Source organism: Roseateles sp. T103 (assembly GCF_057219915.1).
The window spans coordinates 153,550-171,613 of record NZ_JBXVVS010000005.1; the positions used below are offsets into that span (position 1 = coordinate 153,550).

19 protein-coding genes are annotated in these 18,064 nt (G+C 68.7%); 16 read left to right on the top strand and 3 right to left on the bottom strand.

Annotation, left to right across the window (positions count from 1 at the left end; translation table 11 throughout):
- The first annotated feature begins 75 nt into the window (after window positions 1–75).
- From AC2EBS_RS15165 to AC2EBS_RS15205, 9 genes are all read left to right on the top strand, one after another.
- Window positions 76–663 carry a glutathione peroxidase gene (locus AC2EBS_RS15165; protein WP_484729275.1) on the top strand — a complete coding sequence of 196 codons (588 nt, stop codon included), beginning with the start codon at window positions 76–78 and terminating at the stop codon, window positions 661–663.
- A 445-nt stretch (window positions 664–1,108) separates the two neighbouring features.
- A complete protein-coding gene (locus AC2EBS_RS15170; protein WP_484729453.1) occupies window positions 1,109–2,437 on the top strand; it encodes an NAD(P)/FAD-dependent oxidoreductase in 1,329 nt (442 codons plus the stop codon).
- Window positions 2,434–3,237, top strand: coding sequence for a DUF1365 domain-containing protein (locus AC2EBS_RS15175; protein ID WP_484729276.1), 804 nt, complete (start codon window positions 2,434–2,436; stop codon window positions 3,235–3,237). The genes AC2EBS_RS15170 and AC2EBS_RS15175 overlap by 4 nt, the downstream gene beginning before the upstream one ends.
- 26 nt (window positions 3,238–3,263) lie before the next feature.
- Window positions 3,264–4,484, top strand: a complete 1,221-nt coding sequence (locus AC2EBS_RS15180; protein ID WP_484729277.1) for a class I SAM-dependent methyltransferase — start codon at window positions 3,264–3,266, stop codon at window positions 4,482–4,484.
- A gap of 11 nt (window positions 4,485–4,495) precedes the next feature.
- The gene (locus AC2EBS_RS15185; protein WP_484729278.1) at window positions 4,496–5,023 is read left to right on the top strand and encodes a chalcone isomerase family protein; all 528 of its coding nucleotides are present in this window, start codon (window positions 4,496–4,498) and stop codon (window positions 5,021–5,023) included.
- Window positions 5,020–6,306: an MFS transporter gene (locus tag AC2EBS_RS15190; protein WP_484729279.1), complete on the top strand. Its 1,287-nt coding sequence runs from the start codon at window positions 5,020–5,022 to the stop codon at window positions 6,304–6,306. Before AC2EBS_RS15185 ends, AC2EBS_RS15190 begins: the two co-directional genes overlap by 4 nt.
- Window positions 6,282–6,857, top strand: a complete 576-nt coding sequence (locus AC2EBS_RS15195) for a DUF3833 domain-containing protein (protein WP_484729280.1) — start codon at window positions 6,282–6,284, stop codon at window positions 6,855–6,857. The genes AC2EBS_RS15190 and AC2EBS_RS15195 overlap by 25 nt, the downstream gene beginning before the upstream one ends.
- A gap of 11 nt (window positions 6,858–6,868) precedes the next feature.
- Window positions 6,869–7,666: an SDR family NAD(P)-dependent oxidoreductase gene (locus tag AC2EBS_RS15200; RefSeq protein ID WP_484729281.1), complete on the top strand. Its 798-nt coding sequence runs from the start codon at window positions 6,869–6,871 to the stop codon at window positions 7,664–7,666.
- Window positions 7,667–7,668: 2 nt separating this feature from the next.
- Window positions 7,669–8,118, top strand: a complete 450-nt coding sequence (locus AC2EBS_RS15205; RefSeq protein WP_484729282.1) for a nuclear transport factor 2 family protein — start codon at window positions 7,669–7,671, stop codon at window positions 8,116–8,118.
- Window positions 8,119–8,133: 15 nt separating this feature from the next.
- Here AC2EBS_RS15205 and AC2EBS_RS15210 read toward each other — a convergent pair whose 3' ends face one another.
- Complete coding sequence (locus AC2EBS_RS15210; RefSeq protein ID WP_484729283.1) at window positions 8,134–9,006, bottom strand: universal stress protein; 873 nt, start codon at window positions 9,004–9,006, stop codon at window positions 8,134–8,136.
- Between the two features lie 184 nt (window positions 9,007–9,190).
- Here AC2EBS_RS15210 and AC2EBS_RS15215 point away from each other — a divergent pair, with 184 nt between their 5' ends.
- Window positions 9,191–11,884 (top strand): cation-translocating P-type ATPase, encoded by a 2,694-nt coding sequence (locus AC2EBS_RS15215; RefSeq protein ID WP_484729284.1) that lies wholly within the window; start codon window positions 9,191–9,193, stop codon window positions 11,882–11,884.
- On the opposite strand, the gene corA is transcribed toward AC2EBS_RS15215, so the two are convergent.
- Window positions 11,877–12,854 (bottom strand): magnesium/cobalt transporter CorA, encoded by a 978-nt coding sequence (corA, locus tag AC2EBS_RS15220; protein ID WP_484729285.1) that lies wholly within the window; start codon window positions 12,852–12,854, stop codon window positions 11,877–11,879. The two genes, AC2EBS_RS15215 and corA, sit on opposite strands and share 8 nt — an antisense overlap.
- A 544-nt stretch (window positions 12,855–13,398) precedes the next feature.
- Here corA and hpf point away from each other — a divergent pair.
- The 3 genes from hpf to hprK all read left to right on the top strand — a co-directional run bounded on the left by hpf (window position 13,399) and on the right by hprK (window position 15,449).
- Window positions 13,399–13,740 carry a ribosome hibernation-promoting factor, HPF/YfiA family gene (hpf, locus tag AC2EBS_RS15225; protein WP_484729286.1) on the top strand — a complete coding sequence of 114 codons (342 nt, stop codon included), beginning with the start codon at window positions 13,399–13,401 and terminating at the stop codon, window positions 13,738–13,740.
- A 250-nt stretch (window positions 13,741–13,990) separates the two neighbouring features.
- On the top strand, window positions 13,991–14,461 hold the full coding sequence (ptsN, locus tag AC2EBS_RS15230; RefSeq protein ID WP_484729287.1) for a PTS IIA-like nitrogen regulatory protein PtsN: 471 nt from the start codon (window positions 13,991–13,993) through the stop codon (window positions 14,459–14,461).
- A gap of 22 nt (window positions 14,462–14,483) precedes the next feature.
- Window positions 14,484–15,449 carry an HPr(Ser) kinase/phosphatase gene (gene hprK, locus AC2EBS_RS15235; protein ID WP_484729288.1) on the top strand — a complete coding sequence of 322 codons (966 nt, stop codon included), beginning with the start codon at window positions 14,484–14,486 and terminating at the stop codon, window positions 15,447–15,449.
- A gap of 27 nt (window positions 15,450–15,476) precedes the next feature.
- On the opposite strand, the gene fur is transcribed toward hprK, so the two are convergent.
- Entirely contained in the window at window positions 15,477–15,905 is a 429-nt protein-coding gene (gene fur, locus AC2EBS_RS15240) for a ferric iron uptake transcriptional regulator (RefSeq protein WP_484729289.1), read from the bottom strand.
- A 118-nt stretch (window positions 15,906–16,023) separates the two neighbouring features.
- Between fur and AC2EBS_RS15245 the strand changes: the two genes are divergently transcribed.
- From AC2EBS_RS15245 to AC2EBS_RS15255, 3 genes are read left to right on the top strand one after another with little or no spacing between them, the layout of a single operon-like run.
- Window positions 16,024–16,578: an outer membrane protein assembly factor BamE gene (locus AC2EBS_RS15245; protein WP_484729290.1), complete on the top strand. Its 555-nt coding sequence runs from the start codon at window positions 16,024–16,026 to the stop codon at window positions 16,576–16,578.
- Window positions 16,575–17,396, top strand: coding sequence for a 4-hydroxy-tetrahydrodipicolinate reductase (gene dapB, locus AC2EBS_RS15250; protein ID WP_484729291.1), 822 nt, complete (start codon window positions 16,575–16,577; stop codon window positions 17,394–17,396). Before AC2EBS_RS15245 ends, dapB begins: the two co-directional genes overlap by 4 nt.
- A 7-nt stretch (window positions 17,397–17,403) precedes the next feature.
- Window positions 17,404–18,060 carry a MotA/TolQ/ExbB proton channel family protein gene (locus AC2EBS_RS15255; RefSeq protein WP_484729292.1) on the top strand — a complete coding sequence of 219 codons (657 nt, stop codon included), beginning with the start codon at window positions 17,404–17,406 and terminating at the stop codon, window positions 18,058–18,060.
- Window positions 18,061–18,064: the final 4 nt, after the last annotated feature.

Consider the following 18,064-nt stretch of genomic DNA (forward strand, 5'->3'; position numbering starts at 1 on the left):
ATGGACATTCAAAAGACAAAACCATCACATTTCGCCTAATATCGCTCAAACGACCAAGTTTGACCAGGACAAACCATGGACAAAGACTTGCCATTCTCGCGCATCAGCCGCCGGCGCCTCTGTGGCGCCATCGCTCTGGCCTGGTCGGGCACGGCCGGCGCCCAGACCGCCCCGGCCTGCCTGCCGCTGCTTCAGCACACACTGCCGCGCCTGCAGGATGAGAAACCACAGGATCTGTGCCAGTACAGCGGCAAGGTGCTGCTGGTGGTCAACACGGCGAGCTACTGTGGCTTCACCGGCCAGTACAAGGCGCTGGAAACGCTGGCGCAGCGCTACGCCGAGCGCGGTCTGGTCGTGCTGGGTTTCCCGTCCAACGACTTTGCCCAGGAACCCGGCAGCAACAAGGACATCGCCGAGTTCTGCGAGAACACCTTCAACGTGAAGTTCCCGATGTTCGCCAAGTCCAGCACCCGTGCCGGTCGAGCAGACAGCAATCCGCTGATCGTCGAACTGGCCAAGCGCAGCGGCCAGGCGCCGCGCTGGAACTTCCACAAGTACCTGGTCTCGCGCGATGGTAAGCAGGTGTTGAGCTTCGGCTCGATGACGGACCCGCTGTCGAGCGGCTTCGTACGCGAGCTGGAACGCCTACTAATTCACGTTTGAGCCGGAAAGCGCGCTGAGCATGTTTATCACAGTTGCAGATTTGTTATCATTTGTCCCGAATAGCAGGGACAGATCGTCGGCTCACCAATCCGGACGACGTTCCGCAGGTTACATATCTGCTTACAGCAACGGAGTGGAGCAAACTACGCTGCAGGCTCGACACAGATTTATCAGTCCTGCTGTCCAGTTGCCTGGAGGGTACAAACGTTTTTTTCAGTCGCAAGATCTGCGCTCCTTGAGCGCTGAAATCTCGGAGCCTTTCTCCTCCTCCTCCCTCCCTCCCTCGTTGGCTCCGGGGCGTCTTGCGACTACTTTTCTGCCCGGGGCTTCCGTCCGCGACGGAAGCCCCTTCGTTCTGCAGCGTCGCGTCGGCAGCCATGCCGACACCGCGGCGGCCCATGCGGACGGCCTGCGCGACTTCCTCACCGGCCTGCAAGCGCCCCCGATTGAAGCGGGTACGGCATCCCGCCGCGTTGCCGTCGTCGGTTCCGGCATCGCCGGCCTGTCTGCCGCCTGGGCACTGAGCCGCCACGCGCGGGTGACGCTGTTCGAGGCTGGCGACTACTTCGGCGGCCACACCCACACCGTCGATGCCGAGTTCGAAGGCCGGCGCTGCGGCGTCGACACCGGCTTCCTGGTCTTCAACGAGCGCACCTATCCGCTGCTGATCCAGCTGTTCGCGCAGCTCGGTGTGGCCACCGCGAAGAGCGACATGTCCTTCTCTGTGCAGCTGCCGCATCAGGGCCTGGAGTGGAGCGGCAGCAACCTCGACACGGTCTTCGCGCAGCGCGCCAACCTGCTGCGCCCGCGCTTCTGGCGCATGCTGGCCGACCTGCTGCGCTTCAACCGCCTGACCACCGCGCTGGCCAGCAGCGGCAGCGAGGCGGCGCTGGCCCAGCCGATCGGCGCCTTCCTCGCCGAGCACCGCTTCGGCGACGAGTTCCGCGACTGGTACCTGCTGCCGATGGTCGCCTGCATCTGGTCCTGCCCGACCGCGCAGATGTTGTCCTTCCCGATCGCCACGCTGATCCGCTTCTGCCACAACCACGGCCTGCTGCAGGTGGCCAACCGGCCGCAGTGGTTCACCGTGCGGGGCGGCGCGCGCCACTATGTCGAGCGCCTGCTGGCCGACATCCCGGATGCGCGGCTTCGCACGCCGGTCAGCGGCGTGCGGCGTCTGAGCGGCGGTGGGGTCGAGCTGCACACGCCGCAGGGCAGCGAGCGATTCGACGCCGTCGTGCTGGCCTGCCACAGCGATCAGGCGCTGGCGCTGCTGGACGACGCATCGCACCACGAGCACCAGCTGCTCGGCGCGATCGGCTACCAGCGCAACCGCGCGGTGCTGCACACCGACACCTCGCTGCTGCCGCAGCGCCGCAAGGCCTGGGCCGCTTGGAACTACGAGCATGGCGGCAGCGCCGGCGGCCCGGAGCGCAGCTCGGTCTGCCTGCACTACCTGCTCAACAAGCTGCAGCCGCTGCCCTGGCAGCAGCCCACGCTGGTGACGCTCAACCCGGTGCGCGAGCCCGATCCGGCCCGCGTGCTCGGCGAGTACGACTATGCCCACCCGGTGTTCGACCAGGCGGCCATCGCCGCGCAGCAGCGCCTGGCGCTGATCCAGGGCCAGCGTGACACCTGGTTCTGCGGCGCTTGGACCCGCTACGGCTTCCATGAGGACGGCCTGCTGTCGGGCCTCTCCGTCGCCAAGGCCTGGATAGCCGAGCAGAAGCACCAGCAGGGCTCGACGGACCGCGGCATCGGAGCCTGCGCATGAGCGCAGCCCGCTGGATCGAGACCGGTACGCCCCGGGCCCTGATCGGCCATGGCGAGGTGCGCCATGCACGGCTACTGCCGCGCGAACATCGCTTCAGCTACCCGGCCTTCTTCCTGATGCTGCCGATGCGCACGCTCAAGCGCGAGCCCTGCGCGGCGCTGCGCCGCAACGGCCGCGGCTGGCTGAGCTTCCACGACGCCGACCATGGCGATGGCGGTGCGGATGCGCTGGCCTGGCTGGAGGCCCTGCTGCAGCGCGAAGGCATCGCTGATGCCGATGGCGAGATCTGGCTGCAATGCTTCCCGCGCGTGCTCGGCTATGCCTTCAAGCCGGTGAGCTTCTGGTACTGCCAGCGTGCCGACGGCACGGTCGCGGCCATCGTCGCCGAGGTCAACAACACCTTCGGCGAGCGCCATTGCTATCTGCTGCGCGACGCCACCGGCCAGCCCCTGGCCTGGGGCCGCGAACTCGGCGCGAGCAAGGTCTTCCATGTCTCACCCTTCTGCAGCGTCGAAGGCCGCTACCGCTTCCGCTTCATGGCCGCAGGCCCTGCCGAGGCCGCACGCAGCGTCGCGCGCATCGACCTCGACGACGCAGCCGGCCAGCCGCTTTTGCAGACCAGCATCAGCGGCACGCTCGGGCCGCTCAGCGCCGCCGCGGCACGCCAGGCCTTCTTCGCACATCCGGCCTTCAGCCTGATGCTGATCGCGCGCATCCACTGGCAGGCGCTGCGCCTGTGGCTCAAGCGCGTGCCCTTCTTCAGCAAGCCCGACAGCCCCGCGCAATTCGTCACCCGCTAACCACGCTCCTTCGACCTCTTCTGACCATGCCGACGACCACCACGCTCAAGACTGCCGGCCTGCCCGGCTCGGCGCCGGCCGCCGCCCGCGCCGTGTTCAAGCTGCTCGAGAAGCTGCAAATCGGCAGCCTCGACCTGCAACTGCCCGAAGGCAGCAGCATCCACTTCGGCACGCAGACCGAGCCGCGCGCGGCGCTGCGCATCCGCAACTGGGAGGTCTGCGCCGCGGTGCTGCGCAGCGGCGATATCGGCTTCGCCGAAAGCTATGTTGCCGGCCACTGGAGCACACCGGATCTGCGCGCCCTGCTGACGCTGATGCTGCGCAATCGCGAGGTGCTGGAGCGCGCGATCTACGGCAGCTGGTGGGGTTCGCTGCTCTATCGCCTGCGTCACCTGACGAACCGCAACAGCCGCGCCGGCAGCCGCAAGAACATCCATGCCCATTACGACCTCGGCAACGAGTTCTACAAGCTGTGGCTGGACCCGAGCATGAACTACTCCAGCGCGCTGTTCGCCGGCGACGGCACGCAGTCGCTGACCCAGGCGCAGCAGGCCAAGATGCGCCGCGCGCTGGCGCAGTGCCAGCTGCAGCCCGGCCAGCGCGTGCTCGAGATCGGCTGCGGCTGGGGTGCGGTGGCCGAATGCGCGGCGCGCGACTTCGGCGCGCAGCTGCTGGGCGTGACACTGTCGACCGAGCAGCTGGCCTACGGGCAGCAGCGCCTGCAGTCGGCCGGACTGGACTCGCAGGCCGAGTTGCGCCTGCAGGACTACCGCGACATTCCCGAGTCCGGCTTCGACGCGATTGTCTCCATCGAGATGTTCGAAGCCGTCGGCCGCCAGTACTGGGATGGCTACTTCCGCACCGTGGCCGACAAGCTCAAGCACGGCGGCCTCGCCTGCATCCAGACCATCACCATCCGCGACGACCTGTTCGAGCGCTACAGCCGTTCCACCGACTTCATCCAGCAATACGTCTTCCCTGGCGGCATGCTGCCCAGCCCCAGCCTGTTCCGCGCCCATGCGCGCGCCGCCGGGCTGGAGGTGGTCGAGGAGCTCGCCTTCGGACCCGACTACGCCGAGACCCTGCGGCTGTGGCGCGAAGCCTTCCTGCAGCGCGAGGCCGAGGTGCTGCGCCAGGGCTTCGACCGCCGCTTCATCGCGCTGTGGGAGTTCTACCTCGCCTATTGCGAGGCGGCCTTCGCCACCGGCAACACTGACGTCATGCAGTTCACGCTGCGCAAGCCCTGAGCGCCAAGTCCATGCCCAGCCGCCGCCACTGCCTGCAAGGCGCCACACTGCTTGCGCTGGCGCCGCTGTACGCCACAGCGGTCCACGCGAAACCCGAGGAGGGCTGGACGCTGCAGGGCCAGGCGCAGATGCGCTGGTTCGGCCTGCTGATCTACGACGTCCGTCTGTGGGCCGAACAGCCGCCGGGCCGCGAATGGTGGAGCCGGCCGCTGGCGCTGGAGCTGCGCTATGCGCGCAATCTTGGCGGTAGCGCCATTGCCGAGCGTTCGCTGGTCGAGATGCGTCGCCAGCAGGCCATTGCCGCCGAGCAGGGCGAGCGCTGGCTGGCGCAGATGCGCGCGCTCTTCCCCGATGTGAAGGCCGGCGACCGGCTTGCCGGCCGCTATCTGCCGGGTCGTGGCGCCGAGTTCTTCTTCAACGAGGCGCCGCGTGGCCGTGTCGACGACGCGCTGTTCGCGCGCCTGTTCTTCGGCATCTGGCTGGCCGAGCAGAGCTCGGAGCCGGCGCTGCGCGCGCAGCTGCTGGGGCTGAGCTCATGAATGCCCCCTGGCGCTACGGTGCGCTGGGCTTTCCGCTGGCCTTCGTCGCGCTGCCGCTGTACGTCACGCTGCCTGCCTATTACGCCGAGCGCTTCGCGGTGCCGCTGGCCGCGCTGGGCGCGGTGCTGCTGGCGGCGCGCGCGCTCGATGCGCTGGCCGACCCCTTCATCGGCCGGCTCGCCGACCGCTGGCTGGATCTGCCCGCAGCAGCGCTGCTGCGCCGGCTCGTCGCGGCCGCGCTGCTGCTCGCCGTCAGCTTCGCGCTGCTGTTCTTTCCGCCACGACTGGAAGGCGGCAGCAGCGCCTGGCTGGCCTGGTGCGCCGCCTTGCTGCTGCCCACCTATGCCGGCTACAGCCTGCTGATGGTGACCCACCAGGCCTGGGGCGCACGCCTGGGCGGCGATGCGCTGGTGCAGACCCGGCTGAACGCCTGGCGCGAAGGCTTGGCACTGGCCGGCGTGCTCTGCGCCAGCGTGCTGCCGTCGCTGGCTGGCATGGCCGCCACCAGCGCGGTACTGGCCCTGGCGCTGCTGCTCGCGCTGCCGCTGCTGGCGCGGGCACCGCGCGCGGCCATCCTGTCGACCGAACAACAACAGCAGCAACAAGCTCAGGCCTGGTCGCTGGCCTGGCGCACGCCGGGCTTCATGCGCCTGATGCTGGTCTTCCTGCTCAACGGCATCGCCGCGGCGATCCCGGCCACGCTGCTGCTCTTTTTCGTGCGCGACCGGCTGCAGACGCCGGCGCTGGAGCCGCTGTTCCTGCTTGCCTACTTCATCGCCGCGGCGCTGTCGCTGCCCTTGTGGCTGCGCCTGGTGAAGCGCCTCGGTGCGGCGCGCGCCTGGGGCTGCGGCATGGCGCTGGCGATCGCGGCCTTCGTCTGGGCGGCCAGCCTGGGTGCGGGCGACTGGGCGGGCTTCGTCGCGGTGTGCATCGGCAGCGGCATCGCGCTGGGCGCCGACCTGGCGCTGCCCGGTGCGCTGCTGACCCGCGTGATCCAGCGCGCCGGCCTGGCCGGCCGCGCCGAGGGCGCCTTCTTCGGCTGGTGGAACGGCGCCAACAAGCTCAATCTCGCGCTGGCCGCCGGCCTGGCGCTGCCGCTGCTGCAACTGCTGGGCTACGCGCCCGGCAGCCGCGACGCGCAGGCGCTGCAGGCACTGACGCTGGCCTATTGCCTGCTGCCCTGCGCGCTGAAGGCGCTGGCACTGCTGCTGCTCCATCTGCTGTGCATCCGACCCGAACGACACGAAAAGGCTGTGCCATGTCCCCCGCTGACCACGACCTGAACGACAAGACGCCGCTGCGCATCGGCCGCCGCGGCCTGCTCGCCGCCGCTGGCGCGCTGGCGCTGGCCGGTTGCGCTTCGTCGCCCACGCCGGCCGACTACGCGGCCGAGCGTCCGACGCTGGACCTGCGTCAGTACTTCAACGGCCCGCTGCTCGCCCACGGCGTGTTCACCGACCGCGCCGGCAAGGTGCAGCGCCGCTTCGTCGTCAAGCTGATCGGCCGCTGGCAGGGCGAGGAAGGCGTGCTGGAGGAAGACTTCATCTACAGCGACGGCAAGACCGAGCGCCGCGTCTGGCGGCTGCGCCATCTCGGCGAGGGCCGCTACAGCGGACGTGCCGACGACGTGGTCGGCGAGGCCGTCGGTGAGGCGCGCGGCAATGCGCTGCGCTGGCAGTACACGCTGGCGCTGCCGGTGGACGGCCGCGTCTGGCATGTGCAGTTCGACGACTGGATGTTCCTCGTCGACGACAAGGTCATGCTGAACAAGGCGCGCATGAGCAAGTTCGGCCTCACGCTGGGCGAGGTCACGCTGTCCTTCCAGAAGCTTTGAACGATCTGCGCATGTCCTGGCTCGGCTCGCTGAATCCCCCGCTGCGCGACTGGCGCGGCAAGACCGTCTGGCTGATCGGCGCGTCCACCGGCATCGGCCGTGCGCTGGCCGAGGCCTTGCACGCAGCCGGCGCGCGGGTGGCCGTGTCGGCGCGCGGCCGCGAGCGGCTCGACGATTTCGTCGCTGCGCACCCCGGCAGCCTGGCGCTGCCGCTTGACGTGCAGGATCAGGCCTCGCTGGCGCAGGCGCTGCAGCAGCTGTTGCAGGCCTGGGGCCGCGTGGACCTGTGCGTCTACTGCGCCGGCCACTACCGCGCGATGCGCGCCACTCAGTACGACCATGCAGACGCCCTCAAGCACCTGCAGATCAACTATGTGGGCGCGCTGAACCTGCTGGCCGCGCTGCTGCCGCAGCTGCAGCGTCAGGCCACGGCCGGCCAGGGCGGGCATCTGAGCCTGGTCTCCAGCGTCGCCGGCTATCGCGGCCTGCCGCAGTCGCTGGCCTACGGGCCGACCAAGGCCGCGCTGACCCATCTGGCCGAGGTGCTCTACCTCGACCTCGCGCCGCTGGGCCTGGGCGTCTCGGTCGTGCACCCGGGCTTCGTCGCCACGCCGCTGACCGCCGCCAACGAGTTCCGCATGCCGGCGCTGATCAGCCCCGAGCAGGCTGCCCAGGCCATGCTGGCCGGCTGGGCCAACGGCCGCTTCGAGATCCATTTCCCCAAGCGCTTCACGCGGGTGCTGAAGCTCTTGCGTATGCTGGGCGACCGCCTGTACTTCCGCCTGGTGCGCCGCGCCACGGGTCTGTAGCCATGAGCCATCCATCCACGCCATCGCCCCACGCCACGGCGATCGCCGCCTTCGTCACCTTCTTCGAGCAGCTCAAGCCCGAGGACCTGGCACGGCTGGACCGCTTCTATGCCGAGGATGCCTTCTTCAAGGACCCGTTCAACGAGGTTCGCGGCCTGGCCGCGATCCGCGCCATCTTTGCGCACATGTTCGACAGCCTGGAGGCGCCGCGCTTTCGCGTGCTCGACGTGGTGGCGCAGGACGCGCAGTGCTTCCTGACCTGGGACTTCGACTTCGCGCTGCGCGGACGGCCCCAGCGCATCCACGGCGCCAGCCATCTGCGCCTGGCCGAAGACGGCCGCGTCGCCTACCACTGCGACTACTGGGACGCGGCCGAGCAACTGTGGGAAAAAGTCCCGCTGCTGGGCGCTGTGCTGCGCTGGCTGCGCGGCCGGCTGCGCCTGCAGACCTGATGAACAGGGTGTGGCTCAGTGCGACATCAGCACCGGCACCGTCATCGACTGCAGCATCGTGCGCGTGACGCCCCCCAGCACCAGCTCCCACAGCCGCGCGTGGCCATAGCCGCCCATCACGATCAGGTCGGCGTCGATATCGGCCGCATGCGAGAGCAGCGCCTCGGCCACCGGCGCGTCGGGTGTCCAGTTCGCCGCCAGGCGCTCGCTGAGCGAGCTCTCGCGGCCATGCAGCACCTGGATCTTCGCCTGGACGCCGTGCAGCGCCAGGTAGTCGCGCGCACGCTCCAGCGGCTCGGGTCCGGCCTCGTCATGGCCGGCGAAGCGGACCAGCTCGACATGCTTGGCCATGCCCAGCCAGGGTAGCGCGTCGCGCAGTGCACGGGCGCTCTCCCGCGTGTCGCTCCAGGCCACCAGCACGCGGCTGCCGCAGCGCTCCAGCGGCGTGTCCACGGCATAGGGAACGAAGAGCAGCGGGCAACCGCCGGCGACCAGCAGCCGGCTGACCATGCCGGACGCGGTGCCGTCCGGGGTCGCCGGATCGGGCTGCCCCAGCACCAGCAGATCGCAGTTGCGCGCGCGCTGCAGCAGCTCCTGCGGCGATTCGCTCAGCAGGCTCTCGAAGGGAATCCCGCTGCCCGCCCTGGCGACCAAGGCGGCCGCATTGGCAACCCGCTGACCATCGAGCTCGGTTCGCAGCTGCAGTGCCAGGGCCGATGCTTCGGGCGTGAGGTAGGCGCCCGAGGCGCTGGGCGCCACCGCATGCAGCGCACGCAGCTGCGCGCCCTGGCTGCCAGCCAGACGCTGTGCCAGCGCCAGCACCGCAGCCGAGCGTGGGCTGTCGCTGAGCAGGGCCAGCACGGAACGCACTTGTGTGTGGGCATTCATCGCAGATCTTCCCTTCTTGCTTCGTTCTGATCGTCAGAGTGCCGATGCTAGCGGCTCGCCGCTGCACCTGGAGGGCTCACACTTGTCCGGGCGCAATGATGCGTGCGTTCGACGCAGAGCCGACATCGGCGCAAGGCATAGTTGCACCGGCCCGGCGTCCGACCCTCGAGCTGCGCCCCGAACGATGAACCCCGCCGACAAGACCCTTCGCCCCTGGCATGCCGTGCCGCCGACCGAGCTGCTGCACGCGCTGGACTGCGTGCCGGGCCGCGGACTGGAGGCCGTACAGGTGGAGGTCGCGCGGGCCCGCCACGGCAGCAACGTGCTGCCCGAGGCGCCGCCACTGCCGCTGTGGCGGCGCCTGCTGCGCCAGTTCCAGAGCCCGCTGATCTACATCCTCTTCGTCGCCGCTGCGCTCGCGGTGGCGCTGGGCCACCGCAGCGATGCGCTGGTGATCCTCGTCGTCGTGGGGGTCAACGCCGCCATCGGCCTGCTGCAGGAGGGCCGCGCCGAGCGCTCGATGACCGCGCTGCGCCGGCTCTCGGCGCTGCGTGTGCGCGTGCTGCGCGAGGGCAGCGAGCAACTGATCGCCGCCGCCGAGCTGGTGCCCGGCGACCTGCTGCTGCTCGCGGCCGGCGACGCGGTGGCCGCCGATGCGCGACTGCTGGACGCGGCACAGCTGCTGGCCGCCGAGGCCGCGCTGACCGGCGAATCGGTGCCGGTGGCCAAGCAGGCCGGCATGCTGCCCGAGGCGACCGGCCTGGCCGACCGGCACAACATGCTGTTCTCCGGCACCTTCGTCACCGCCGGGCGCGCACGCGCCGTGGTCGTCGCCACCGGCCAGCACACCGAGGTCGGTCGCATCGCCGCGCTGACCCAGTCCGCGGTCGAGCCGCGCACGCCGCTGGAGCAGCGCCTGCACGCCTTCGGCCAGGCCCTGGTCGCGGCCGCGCTGGGGCTGTTCGTGCTGGTGCTGCTGCTGGGCTTCTGGCGCGGCCTACCGCTGGCCGAGCTGCTGATGGTGGCGATCAGCCAGATGGTTTCGATGGTGCCCGAGGGCCTGCCAGTGGCGATGACGATTGCGCTGGCGGTGGGCATGCAGCGCATGGCGCGGCGCGGCGCGATCATCCGCCGCCTCTCGGCGGTGGAGACGCTGGGCTCGGTGACGGTGATCTGCTCGGACAAGACCGGCACGCTGACGCGCAACGAGATGACGGTGCGCCAGCTCTGGCTGGCCGACGGTCGCGAGATCGCGGTCTCCGGCATCGGCTATGTGCCGCTGGGCGAGCTGCAGCCGGCGCCGCCCGCTGACGACGCGGCGCTGCAGGCGCTGCTGCGCTGCGCGGTACTGTGCAACGACGCCGAGCTGCTGCCGCCCGAAGAGGACCTGCGCGACGAATGGACCGTGCTCGGCGACCCCACCGAAGGAGCCTTGCTGGTGCTGGCCGAGAAGGCCGGCCGCCCCGCCGGCAGCGCGCGCGCCGACGCGCCGCGCGAGGCCGAATTGCCCTTCGATGCCGATCATCAGCTGATGGCCACGCGGCATCGCCTGAGCGATGGCAGCATGCGCGTCTTCGTCAAGGGCGCGCCCGAGGCCGTGCTGCGCCTGTGCAGCGGGCTGGACCCGGCGCCGGCCCGCGCCGCAGCCGAGGCGATGGCCGCCACAGCGTTGCGCGTGCTCGCCTTCGCCGAGGCCGACGGCAATGCGCTGGACGAAGCACTGGGCTTTGCCTCGCTGCAAGGCCGGCTGCGCCTGCTCGGCCTGGTCGGCCAGATCGACCCGCCGCGCGACGAGGCCAAGGCAGCGGTGGCCGCCTGCCGCGCCGCCGGCGTGCGGCCGCTGATGCTCACCGGCGACCACACGCTCACCGGCCTGGCGATCGCCCGCGAGCTGGGCATCGCGCAGCCCGGCGACCTGGCGCTGGACGGCGAGGCGCTGGAGCGCATGGGCGAAGCCGAGCTGCGCGAACAGCTCGACCGCGTGGCCGTCTACGCCCGCGTGCAGCCAGCGCAGAAGCTGCGCATCATCGAGGCGCTGCAGTCGCGCGGCGAGGTCGTCGCGATGACCGGCGATGGCGTCAACGACGCGCCGGCGCTGGCGCGTGCGGACGTCGGTGTGGCCATGGGCATCACCGGCACCGAAGTGGCCAAGAGCGCGGCCAAGATCGTCGTCAGCGACGACAGCTTCGCCACCATCGTCGCCGCCGTCGAGCAGGGCCGCGTGGTCTATGCCAACCTGAAGAAGGTCATCCTCTTCCTCTTCGCCACCTCGCTGGACGAGGTGCTGATCCTGCTGCTGGCGCTGCTGGCCGGCTATCCGCTGCCGCTGGCGGCGGTGCAGATCCTCTGGATCAACATCGTCACCGAAGGCACGCTGACGGTGAACCTGGTGATGGACCCCGCCGACGGCGACGAGATGCGCCGTCCGCCGACGCCGCGCAGCGCCGCGCTGCTGGACGGCAGCATGCTCGGCCGCGCGCTCCTGATGGCTGGCTGCTCGACGATGGTCTGCCTGGGCTGGTATGCCTGGGGCCTGGCGCAAGGCGTGGCTTTGGAGCTGTTGCGCACCGAGCTGTTCTGCCTGCTCGCGGCCTGCCAGTGGTTCAACGTGCTGAACTGCCAGTCGGCCACGCGCTCGGCGCTGCGTCTGGGCGTGCTCGCGAACCGCTGGCTGCTCGTCGGGCTGTGCAGCAGCGTGCTGCTGCAGCTGGCGGCGGTCTACCTGCCGGCGCTGCAGGGCCTGTTCCACACCGAGGCCATCGCGGCCGAACGGCTGCTGATGCTGCTCGTGCTGGCGAGCGGCGTGCTGTGGGTGGAGGAGGCGCGCAAGCTGATCCAGCGCGCGCGCATCAAGCCGCTACATCCGGCCGCTACTTGAGCCAGCCCTTGCGGCGGAAGTAGATGAAGGGCGCAGCCACCGAGGCCGCCATCAGCGCCAGCGCGAAGGGATAGCCCCAGGCCTGGTCCAGCTCGGGCATGTGCTTGAAGTTCATGCCGTAGATGCTCGCGATCAGCGTCGGCGGCAGCAGCGCCACGCTGGCCACCGAGAAGATCTTGATGATCTTGTTCTGGTTGATGTTGATGAAGCCGACGGTGGCATCCATCAGGAAGTTGATCTTGTCGAACAGGAAGGCGGTGTGCGAATCCAGCGAGTCGATGTCGCGCAGGATCTGCCGCGCTTCCTCGAACTGCTCGGCGCTGAGCATGCGGCTGCGCATCATGAAGCTGACCGCGCGGCGCGTGTCCATCACGTTGCGGCGGATGCGCCCGTTCAGGTCTTCCTCGCGCGCGATCGCGGTCAGCACCTCACCGGCGGCAGCGTCGGTCACGTCCTGCTTGAGCACGCGGGCGCTGACCTTCTCCAGGTTGTCGTAGATGCCCTCGAGCACGTCGGCCGAATACTCGGCATCGGCGTCGTAGAGCTTGAGCAGCACGTCCTTGGCATCCTCGATCAGCGCCGGGATGCGCCGCGCGCGCAGGCGCAGCAGACGGAACACCGGCAGGTCCTCGTTGTGCACCGAGAACAGCACGTTGTTGTGCAGGATGAAGGCCACGCGCACGTTGCGCGGCGTCTCGTCGTCGTCGATGAGGAAGTCCGAGCGAATGTGCAGCTCGCCGTTGTCTTCCTCGTAGAAGCGCGCCGATTCCTCGAGGTCCTCGTCGACGATGTTGTCGGGCAGGACCAGGCCGAAGTGAGCGAGGATCCAGGCCTTTTCCTCGGCGCTGGGCTGTTCGAGGTCCACCCACACCGGACGCGATTGCGCCAGCTCCTCGGCGCTGTGGATCTTTTCTTCCTGGAACAGGCCGCCCTTCAGGCGCCCGTTGTCCAGCGTGAACACATTGAGCATGCTGCGGATCTCCAGCGCCTCACGCGCCGTCTTTGCAGGGGACGGCGCCAGGGCCGACCGGAAGGGGTTTTGGGACCCGTCTCACTCCGGACCGGCATGCGCCCTGCAGCAAGGCAGGTCGGGCTCAGGCGCTGGAGTGGACGGTCACCGAGGGTGATCGCTGTCCAAGGAACTGCTCCAGTGATGCGGTGCGCAATTATCACATCCCGTGATCGCGACCATCAACCGTGAGGCACCTGTTCAGGCCCCCGTTTCCGGCCCGGCTTGCGCGAAGCCAACAGCGCATTGAAGCACAGCTTGCAGGCTTGTGGTGCCCATCACGGAAAGGCGCTGGGTCTTTGCGCCCGAACGGTTGTCAGGCGCTGGAATTCGGGAGCAAACTGGGCTCGCCGAACCGGTGAATCCTCCACGACCTCCGCTACCCGCGTCAGATCCCAACCGTCGCCACCTTGCGACCCGCGTTCATCCCAGTCACCTGCACCCACAACCGCCGTCTGAGACCCGTCCCAGAAGGCACACCGTCCACCCTGTGAAAGGAGGCAACATGAACCTGACTATCAGCGGCCACCACCTGGAAGTCACGCCTGCGCTGCGCGAATATGTGCGCACCAAGCTCGACCGGGTGACCCGACATTTCGACCAGGTTGTCGACATCAACGTGCTGCTCCGCGTGGAGAAGCAAAAGGAGAAGGAACGCCGCCAGAAGGCCGAAGTCAACCTGCATGTGAAGGGCCGGGACATCTTCGTCGAACAGGCGCACGAGGATCTCTATGCCGCCATCGACCAGCTGATGGACAAGCTGGATCGTCAGGTCTGTCGCCACAAGGACAAGATCCAGGAGCATCACCACATGGCCGCCAAGCGGCTGGAGGCCGGCGCACCCTGAACGATGTCGTTCGACGTCCGGCAAAAAGCGGCCCTCGGGCCGCTTTTTTTGTTTTCTTCCTGCCACAGGACGCGAGCGCAGCGCGCAGGACGCGATTCTGTTGCCGCAGTGCCGCAATTTTGCGCAATACTCCCGCCCGACCACATAGGCCGGCAAGCATGCTTGCCGGCCCCTTCCTATAATCCCAGGCCTAGCTACCCAAAAGCGTCCCGCCCAAGGCTACCCGCCGAAATCGGTGCTGCGACCCGCGATGAACCGTCTTGCCGCCATCCTGCCCGCCAGCAACGTGCTGGTGAACGTGGACGCTTCCAGCAAAAAGCGCGTCTTCGAACAGGCGGGCTTGCTGTTCGAGAACAACCACGCGATCTCGCGTGCCTCCGTGACGGACAACCTGTTCGCGCGTGAGCGACTGGGCTCGACGGGCCTGGGGCATGGCGTGGCCATTCCGCACGGACGCATCAAGGGGCTGAAGAACCCGCTCGCCGCAGTGCTGCGCGTGCAGCAGCCGATCGGCTTCGACGCGCCGGACGATGAGCCGGTGAGCCTGCTGATCTTCCTGCTCGTGCCCGAGGCGGCCACCCAGCGCCATCTGGAGATCCTCTCCGAGATCGCCGAGATGCTCTCGGACCGCGAGCTGCGCGAACGTCTGAAGAGCGAGACGGATGCCGCCGGCGTGCACCGCCTGATCGCCGATTGGGAACCGCTGAAGTCGGTCGCCTGAGCCGCAGCCTGCCGCCTCACGCGTGAAACCCACCTCGATCAGTGCCGACCGGCTCTTCGAAGAGCACCGCGAGGCGCTGCGCTGGGAATGGATCGCCGGCCATGCGCATCCTGAGCGTCGCTTCGACGAAGCCGCTCTGCGCGACGCACAGTCCTCGGCCGACCTGGTCGGCTACCTGAACTACATCCACCCCTACCGGGTGCAGATCGTCGGCCGCCGCGAGGTGGCCTATCTGAGCCAGGCCTCGGGTGACGTGCTGGACCGCCGCATCTCGCGCATCGTCACGCTCGAGCCGCCGGTGATCATCGTCGCCGACGACCAGATCCCGCCGGACCGCCTGGTCGCGATGTGCGACCGCGCCGAGATTCCGCTGTTCGTCACGCGCGAGTCGGCCGGCCATGTCATCGACGTGGTGCGCACCTATCTCGCCCATGTCTGCGCCAACCGCACGACGCGCCACGGCGTGTTCATGGACATCCTTGGCCTGGGCGTGCTGCTGACTGGCGAATCCGGCCTGGGCAAGAGCGAACTGGGCCTGGAGCTGATCTCGCGCGGCCACGGTCTGGTGGCCGACGATGCGGTGGACTTCTATCGTATCTCCGAGACCGCCATCGAAGGCCGCTGCCCCGAGCTGCTGCTCAACCTGCTGGAAGTGCGCGGCATCGGCCTGCTGGACATCAAGGCCATCTTCGGCGAGACCGCGGTGCGCCGGAAGATGCGCCTCAAGCTCATCGTCCACCTGGTGCGCAAGGAGACGATGGAGCGCGACTTCGAGCGCCTGCCCTACGAGCCGCTCTACGAGCCGGTACTGGGCATGCCGGTGCGCAAGGTGGTGATCGCGGTGGATGCCGGTCGCAACCTGGCCGTGCTGGTGGAGGCTGCGGTGCGCAACACCATCCTGCAGCTGCGCGGCATCGACACCTACCGCGAGTTCATCGAGCGACACCAGCGCGCCATCGAACAGGGCCAGCACGGCGAAGAGGCCTGAGCGGGCTTGGCGCCGCGCCGGCAGCGCTCAGCTGCCGCGGTGCGGGCAGTCGGTCTTGGTGCAGTGCGCGTAGAGCGCGAGCGAATGCTCCTGCAGCGTGAAGCCTCGCTCCTTCGCGATGGCATGCTGCCTGTCCTCGATCTGCGCGTCGAAGAACTCCTCGACACGGCCACAGTTCAGGCAGACCAGATGATCGTGGTGCCGACCCTCGTTGAGCTCGAACACCGCCTTGCCCGATTCGAAGTGATTGCGGGACAGCAGGCCGGCCTGCTCGAACTGCGTGAGCACGCGATACACCGTGGCCAAGCCGATGTCGGCATCGTCCAGAAGCAAGGCCTTGTAGACATCCTCGGCCGTCATGTGGCGCTGCGCAGACTTCTGGAAGATCTCCAGAATCTTGATGCGGGGCAGCGTGGCCTTGAGGCCGCTGTTCTTGATTTCGTCGGTGCCGGTCATTGCGTCGGAACGGCTCCAGCCCGAAATGGGCCTGCCGCTAGAATCAGCGCCCAATCATAGCCAGCTCCCGGTTTCCCCGGCCCAAGCCCCCGAAGATATGCGCCCCATTCCACCTTCCGTGCGCAAACTGCGCCTTGTCGTGGTGCTGGCAGCCGTCGCCGGCCTCGGTGCCTGCTCGAGCCTGCCTTCGCTGGACCAGCTGCCTTCGGTCGCTGGCGACAAGGTGCTCGGGCTGGTGACGCCCTACCGCCTGGAGATCGTCCAGGGCAATGTGCTGACCAAGGAACTGCTGGCGCGCGTCAAGCCCGGCATGTCGCGCGCCCAGGTGCGCGACCTGATCGGCTCGCCGCTGCTGACCGATGTGTTCCACGAGAACCGTTGGGACTACGTCTTCACGATCAAGCGCCAGGGCGCGCCCGAGCAGAAGCGCGAAGTCGTGCTTTGGTTCGACGGCGAGAAGCTCAAGTCCGTCGACGCGCCGCCAGATCTGCCGACCGAGAACGAGTTCATCGCGCTGATCAACACCTTCAAGTCCAGCAAGCCGGTGCCCAAGCTCGAGCTCAGCGACGCAGAGCGCAAGTCGCTGCCGGTCCCGACCAAGCCGGCGGCGGCCGCAGCCGAGCCGATGGGCCCGATCCGCGCCTACCCGCCGCTGGAGGGTGGCAAGTCGTGAACGCCAAGCCCCAGCTGAACATCGTCGTCGCCGGCGCGTCCGGCCGCATGGGCCGCATGCTGGTCGAGGCCGTGCTCGGCACGGCCGACTGCCGTCTCAGCGGCGCACTGGACCGCGCCGGCAGCCCGGCGCTGGGCCAGGACCCCGGCGCCTTCCTCGGCCAGAGCACCGGCATCGTCATCACCGACGATTTGCGCCAGGGCTTGGGCGGCGCCGACGTGCTGATCGACTTCACCCGCCCCGAGGGCACGATGGCCCACTTGGCCGTCTGCCGCGAGCTGGGCGTCAAGGTGGTGATCGGCACCACCGGCTTCAGCGATGAGCAGAAGGCACAGATCGCCGCGCATGCCCAGCACATCGGCATCATGATGGCGCCGAACATGAGCGTGGGCGTCAACGTCGTGCTCAAGCTGCTCGACATGGCCGCGCGTGCGCTCAACGAGGGCTTCGACGTCGAGGTCATCGAAGCTCACCACCGCCACAAGGTCGACGCGCCCAGCGGCACGGCGCTGGCGATGGGCGAGGTCGTCGCCCAGGCGCTGGGCCGCGATCTGAAGGAATGCGCGGTCTACGGCCGCGAAGGTCACACCGGCGAGCGCGATGCCAAGACCATAGGCTTCGCCACCGTGCGCGGCGGCGACATCATCGGTGACCATACCGTGCTCTTCGCCGGCACCGGCGAGCGCATCGAGATCAGCCACAAGTCCAGCAGCCGCAGCACCTATGCACAGGGCAGCCTGCGCGCGTCGCGCTTCCTGGCTGCTCATGGCCCCGGCCTGTACGGCATGGACGACGTACTCGGCCTGAAGCAAGCCTGACCCGATCATGACGGGCTTCGCTGAGTTTTGGGACCAGGCCGATGCGGTCATCCGTGGCGTCGCGCTGCTGATGCTGGCGATGTCGATCAGTGCCTGGGTGCTGATCCTCTGGAAGGGCTGGCTGCTGCGCCGCGCGCGCCGCGACATCGCCCTGGCCGTGCCCGCCTTCTGGGCCGCTGCCAACATCGAAGCCGGCCGTGGCGCGCTGCAGCACTATGACCGCGAGGAATTGCTGCTGCCGCTGCTTGACGCCGCCACCGCCGCCGCCAACCGCGGCACATTGGAAGCCGCCGGCCGGCGCGAATCGCAACTCACCCGCCGCCTGCGCGACGCGCTGCACGCGGTGCTGCGTCGCCTGCAACTGGGCCAGGTGCTGCTTGCCTCCATTGGCAGCACCTCGCCCTTCATCGGCCTGTTCGGCACAGTCTGGGGCATCTACCACGCGCTGGTCAGCATCTCGGCGGCCGGCAACATCACCATCGAGAAGGTCTCCGGCCCGGTGGGTGAGGCGCTGATCATGACCGCCGCCGGCTTGGCCGTAGCGATCCCGGCCGTGCTGGCCTACAACGTCTTCGGCAAGCTGGTCGCCGCCTGCGAGATCGAGCTCGAAGGCTTCGCGCACGATTTGCGCGAGATGCTGGACGGCGACGCCCCGGGCGTCTGACGCA

Excerpts from the sequence above, each read along its gene's own strand:
- AC2EBS_RS15165 (WP_484729275.1), top strand. The coding sequence starts at position 76 with ATGGACAAAGACTTGCCATTCTCGCGCATCAGCCGCCGGCGCCTCTGT.
- AC2EBS_RS15175 (WP_484729276.1), top strand. The coding sequence starts at position 2,434 with ATGAGCGCAGCCCGCTGGATCGAGACCGGTACGCCCCGGGCCCTGATC.
- AC2EBS_RS15180 (WP_484729277.1), top strand. The coding sequence starts at position 3,264 with ATGCCGACGACCACCACGCTCAAGACTGCCGGCCTGCCCGGCTCGGCG.
- AC2EBS_RS15185 (WP_484729278.1), top strand. The coding sequence starts at position 4,496 with ATGCCCAGCCGCCGCCACTGCCTGCAAGGCGCCACACTGCTTGCGCTG.
- AC2EBS_RS15190 (WP_484729279.1), top strand. The coding sequence starts at position 5,020 with ATGAATGCCCCCTGGCGCTACGGTGCGCTGGGCTTTCCGCTGGCCTTC.
- AC2EBS_RS15195 (WP_484729280.1), top strand. The coding sequence starts at position 6,282 with ATGTCCCCCGCTGACCACGACCTGAACGACAAGACGCCGCTGCGCATC.
- AC2EBS_RS15200 (WP_484729281.1), top strand. The coding sequence starts at position 6,869 with ATGTCCTGGCTCGGCTCGCTGAATCCCCCGCTGCGCGACTGGCGCGGC.
- AC2EBS_RS15205 (WP_484729282.1), top strand. The coding sequence starts at position 7,669 with ATGAGCCATCCATCCACGCCATCGCCCCACGCCACGGCGATCGCCGCC.
- AC2EBS_RS15210 (WP_484729283.1), bottom strand. The coding sequence starts at position 9,006 with ATGAATGCCCACACACAAGTGCGTTCCGTGCTGGCCCTGCTCAGCGAC.
- AC2EBS_RS15215 (WP_484729284.1), top strand. The coding sequence starts at position 9,191 with ATGAACCCCGCCGACAAGACCCTTCGCCCCTGGCATGCCGTGCCGCCG.
- corA (WP_484729285.1), bottom strand. The coding sequence starts at position 12,854 with ATGCTCAATGTGTTCACGCTGGACAACGGGCGCCTGAAGGGCGGCCTG.
- hpf (WP_484729286.1), top strand. The coding sequence starts at position 13,399 with ATGAACCTGACTATCAGCGGCCACCACCTGGAAGTCACGCCTGCGCTG.
- ptsN (WP_484729287.1), top strand. The coding sequence starts at position 13,991 with ATGAACCGTCTTGCCGCCATCCTGCCCGCCAGCAACGTGCTGGTGAAC.
- fur (WP_484729289.1), bottom strand. The coding sequence starts at position 15,905 with ATGACCGGCACCGACGAAATCAAGAACAGCGGCCTCAAGGCCACGCTG.
- AC2EBS_RS15255 (WP_484729292.1), top strand. The coding sequence starts at position 17,404 with ATGACGGGCTTCGCTGAGTTTTGGGACCAGGCCGATGCGGTCATCCGT.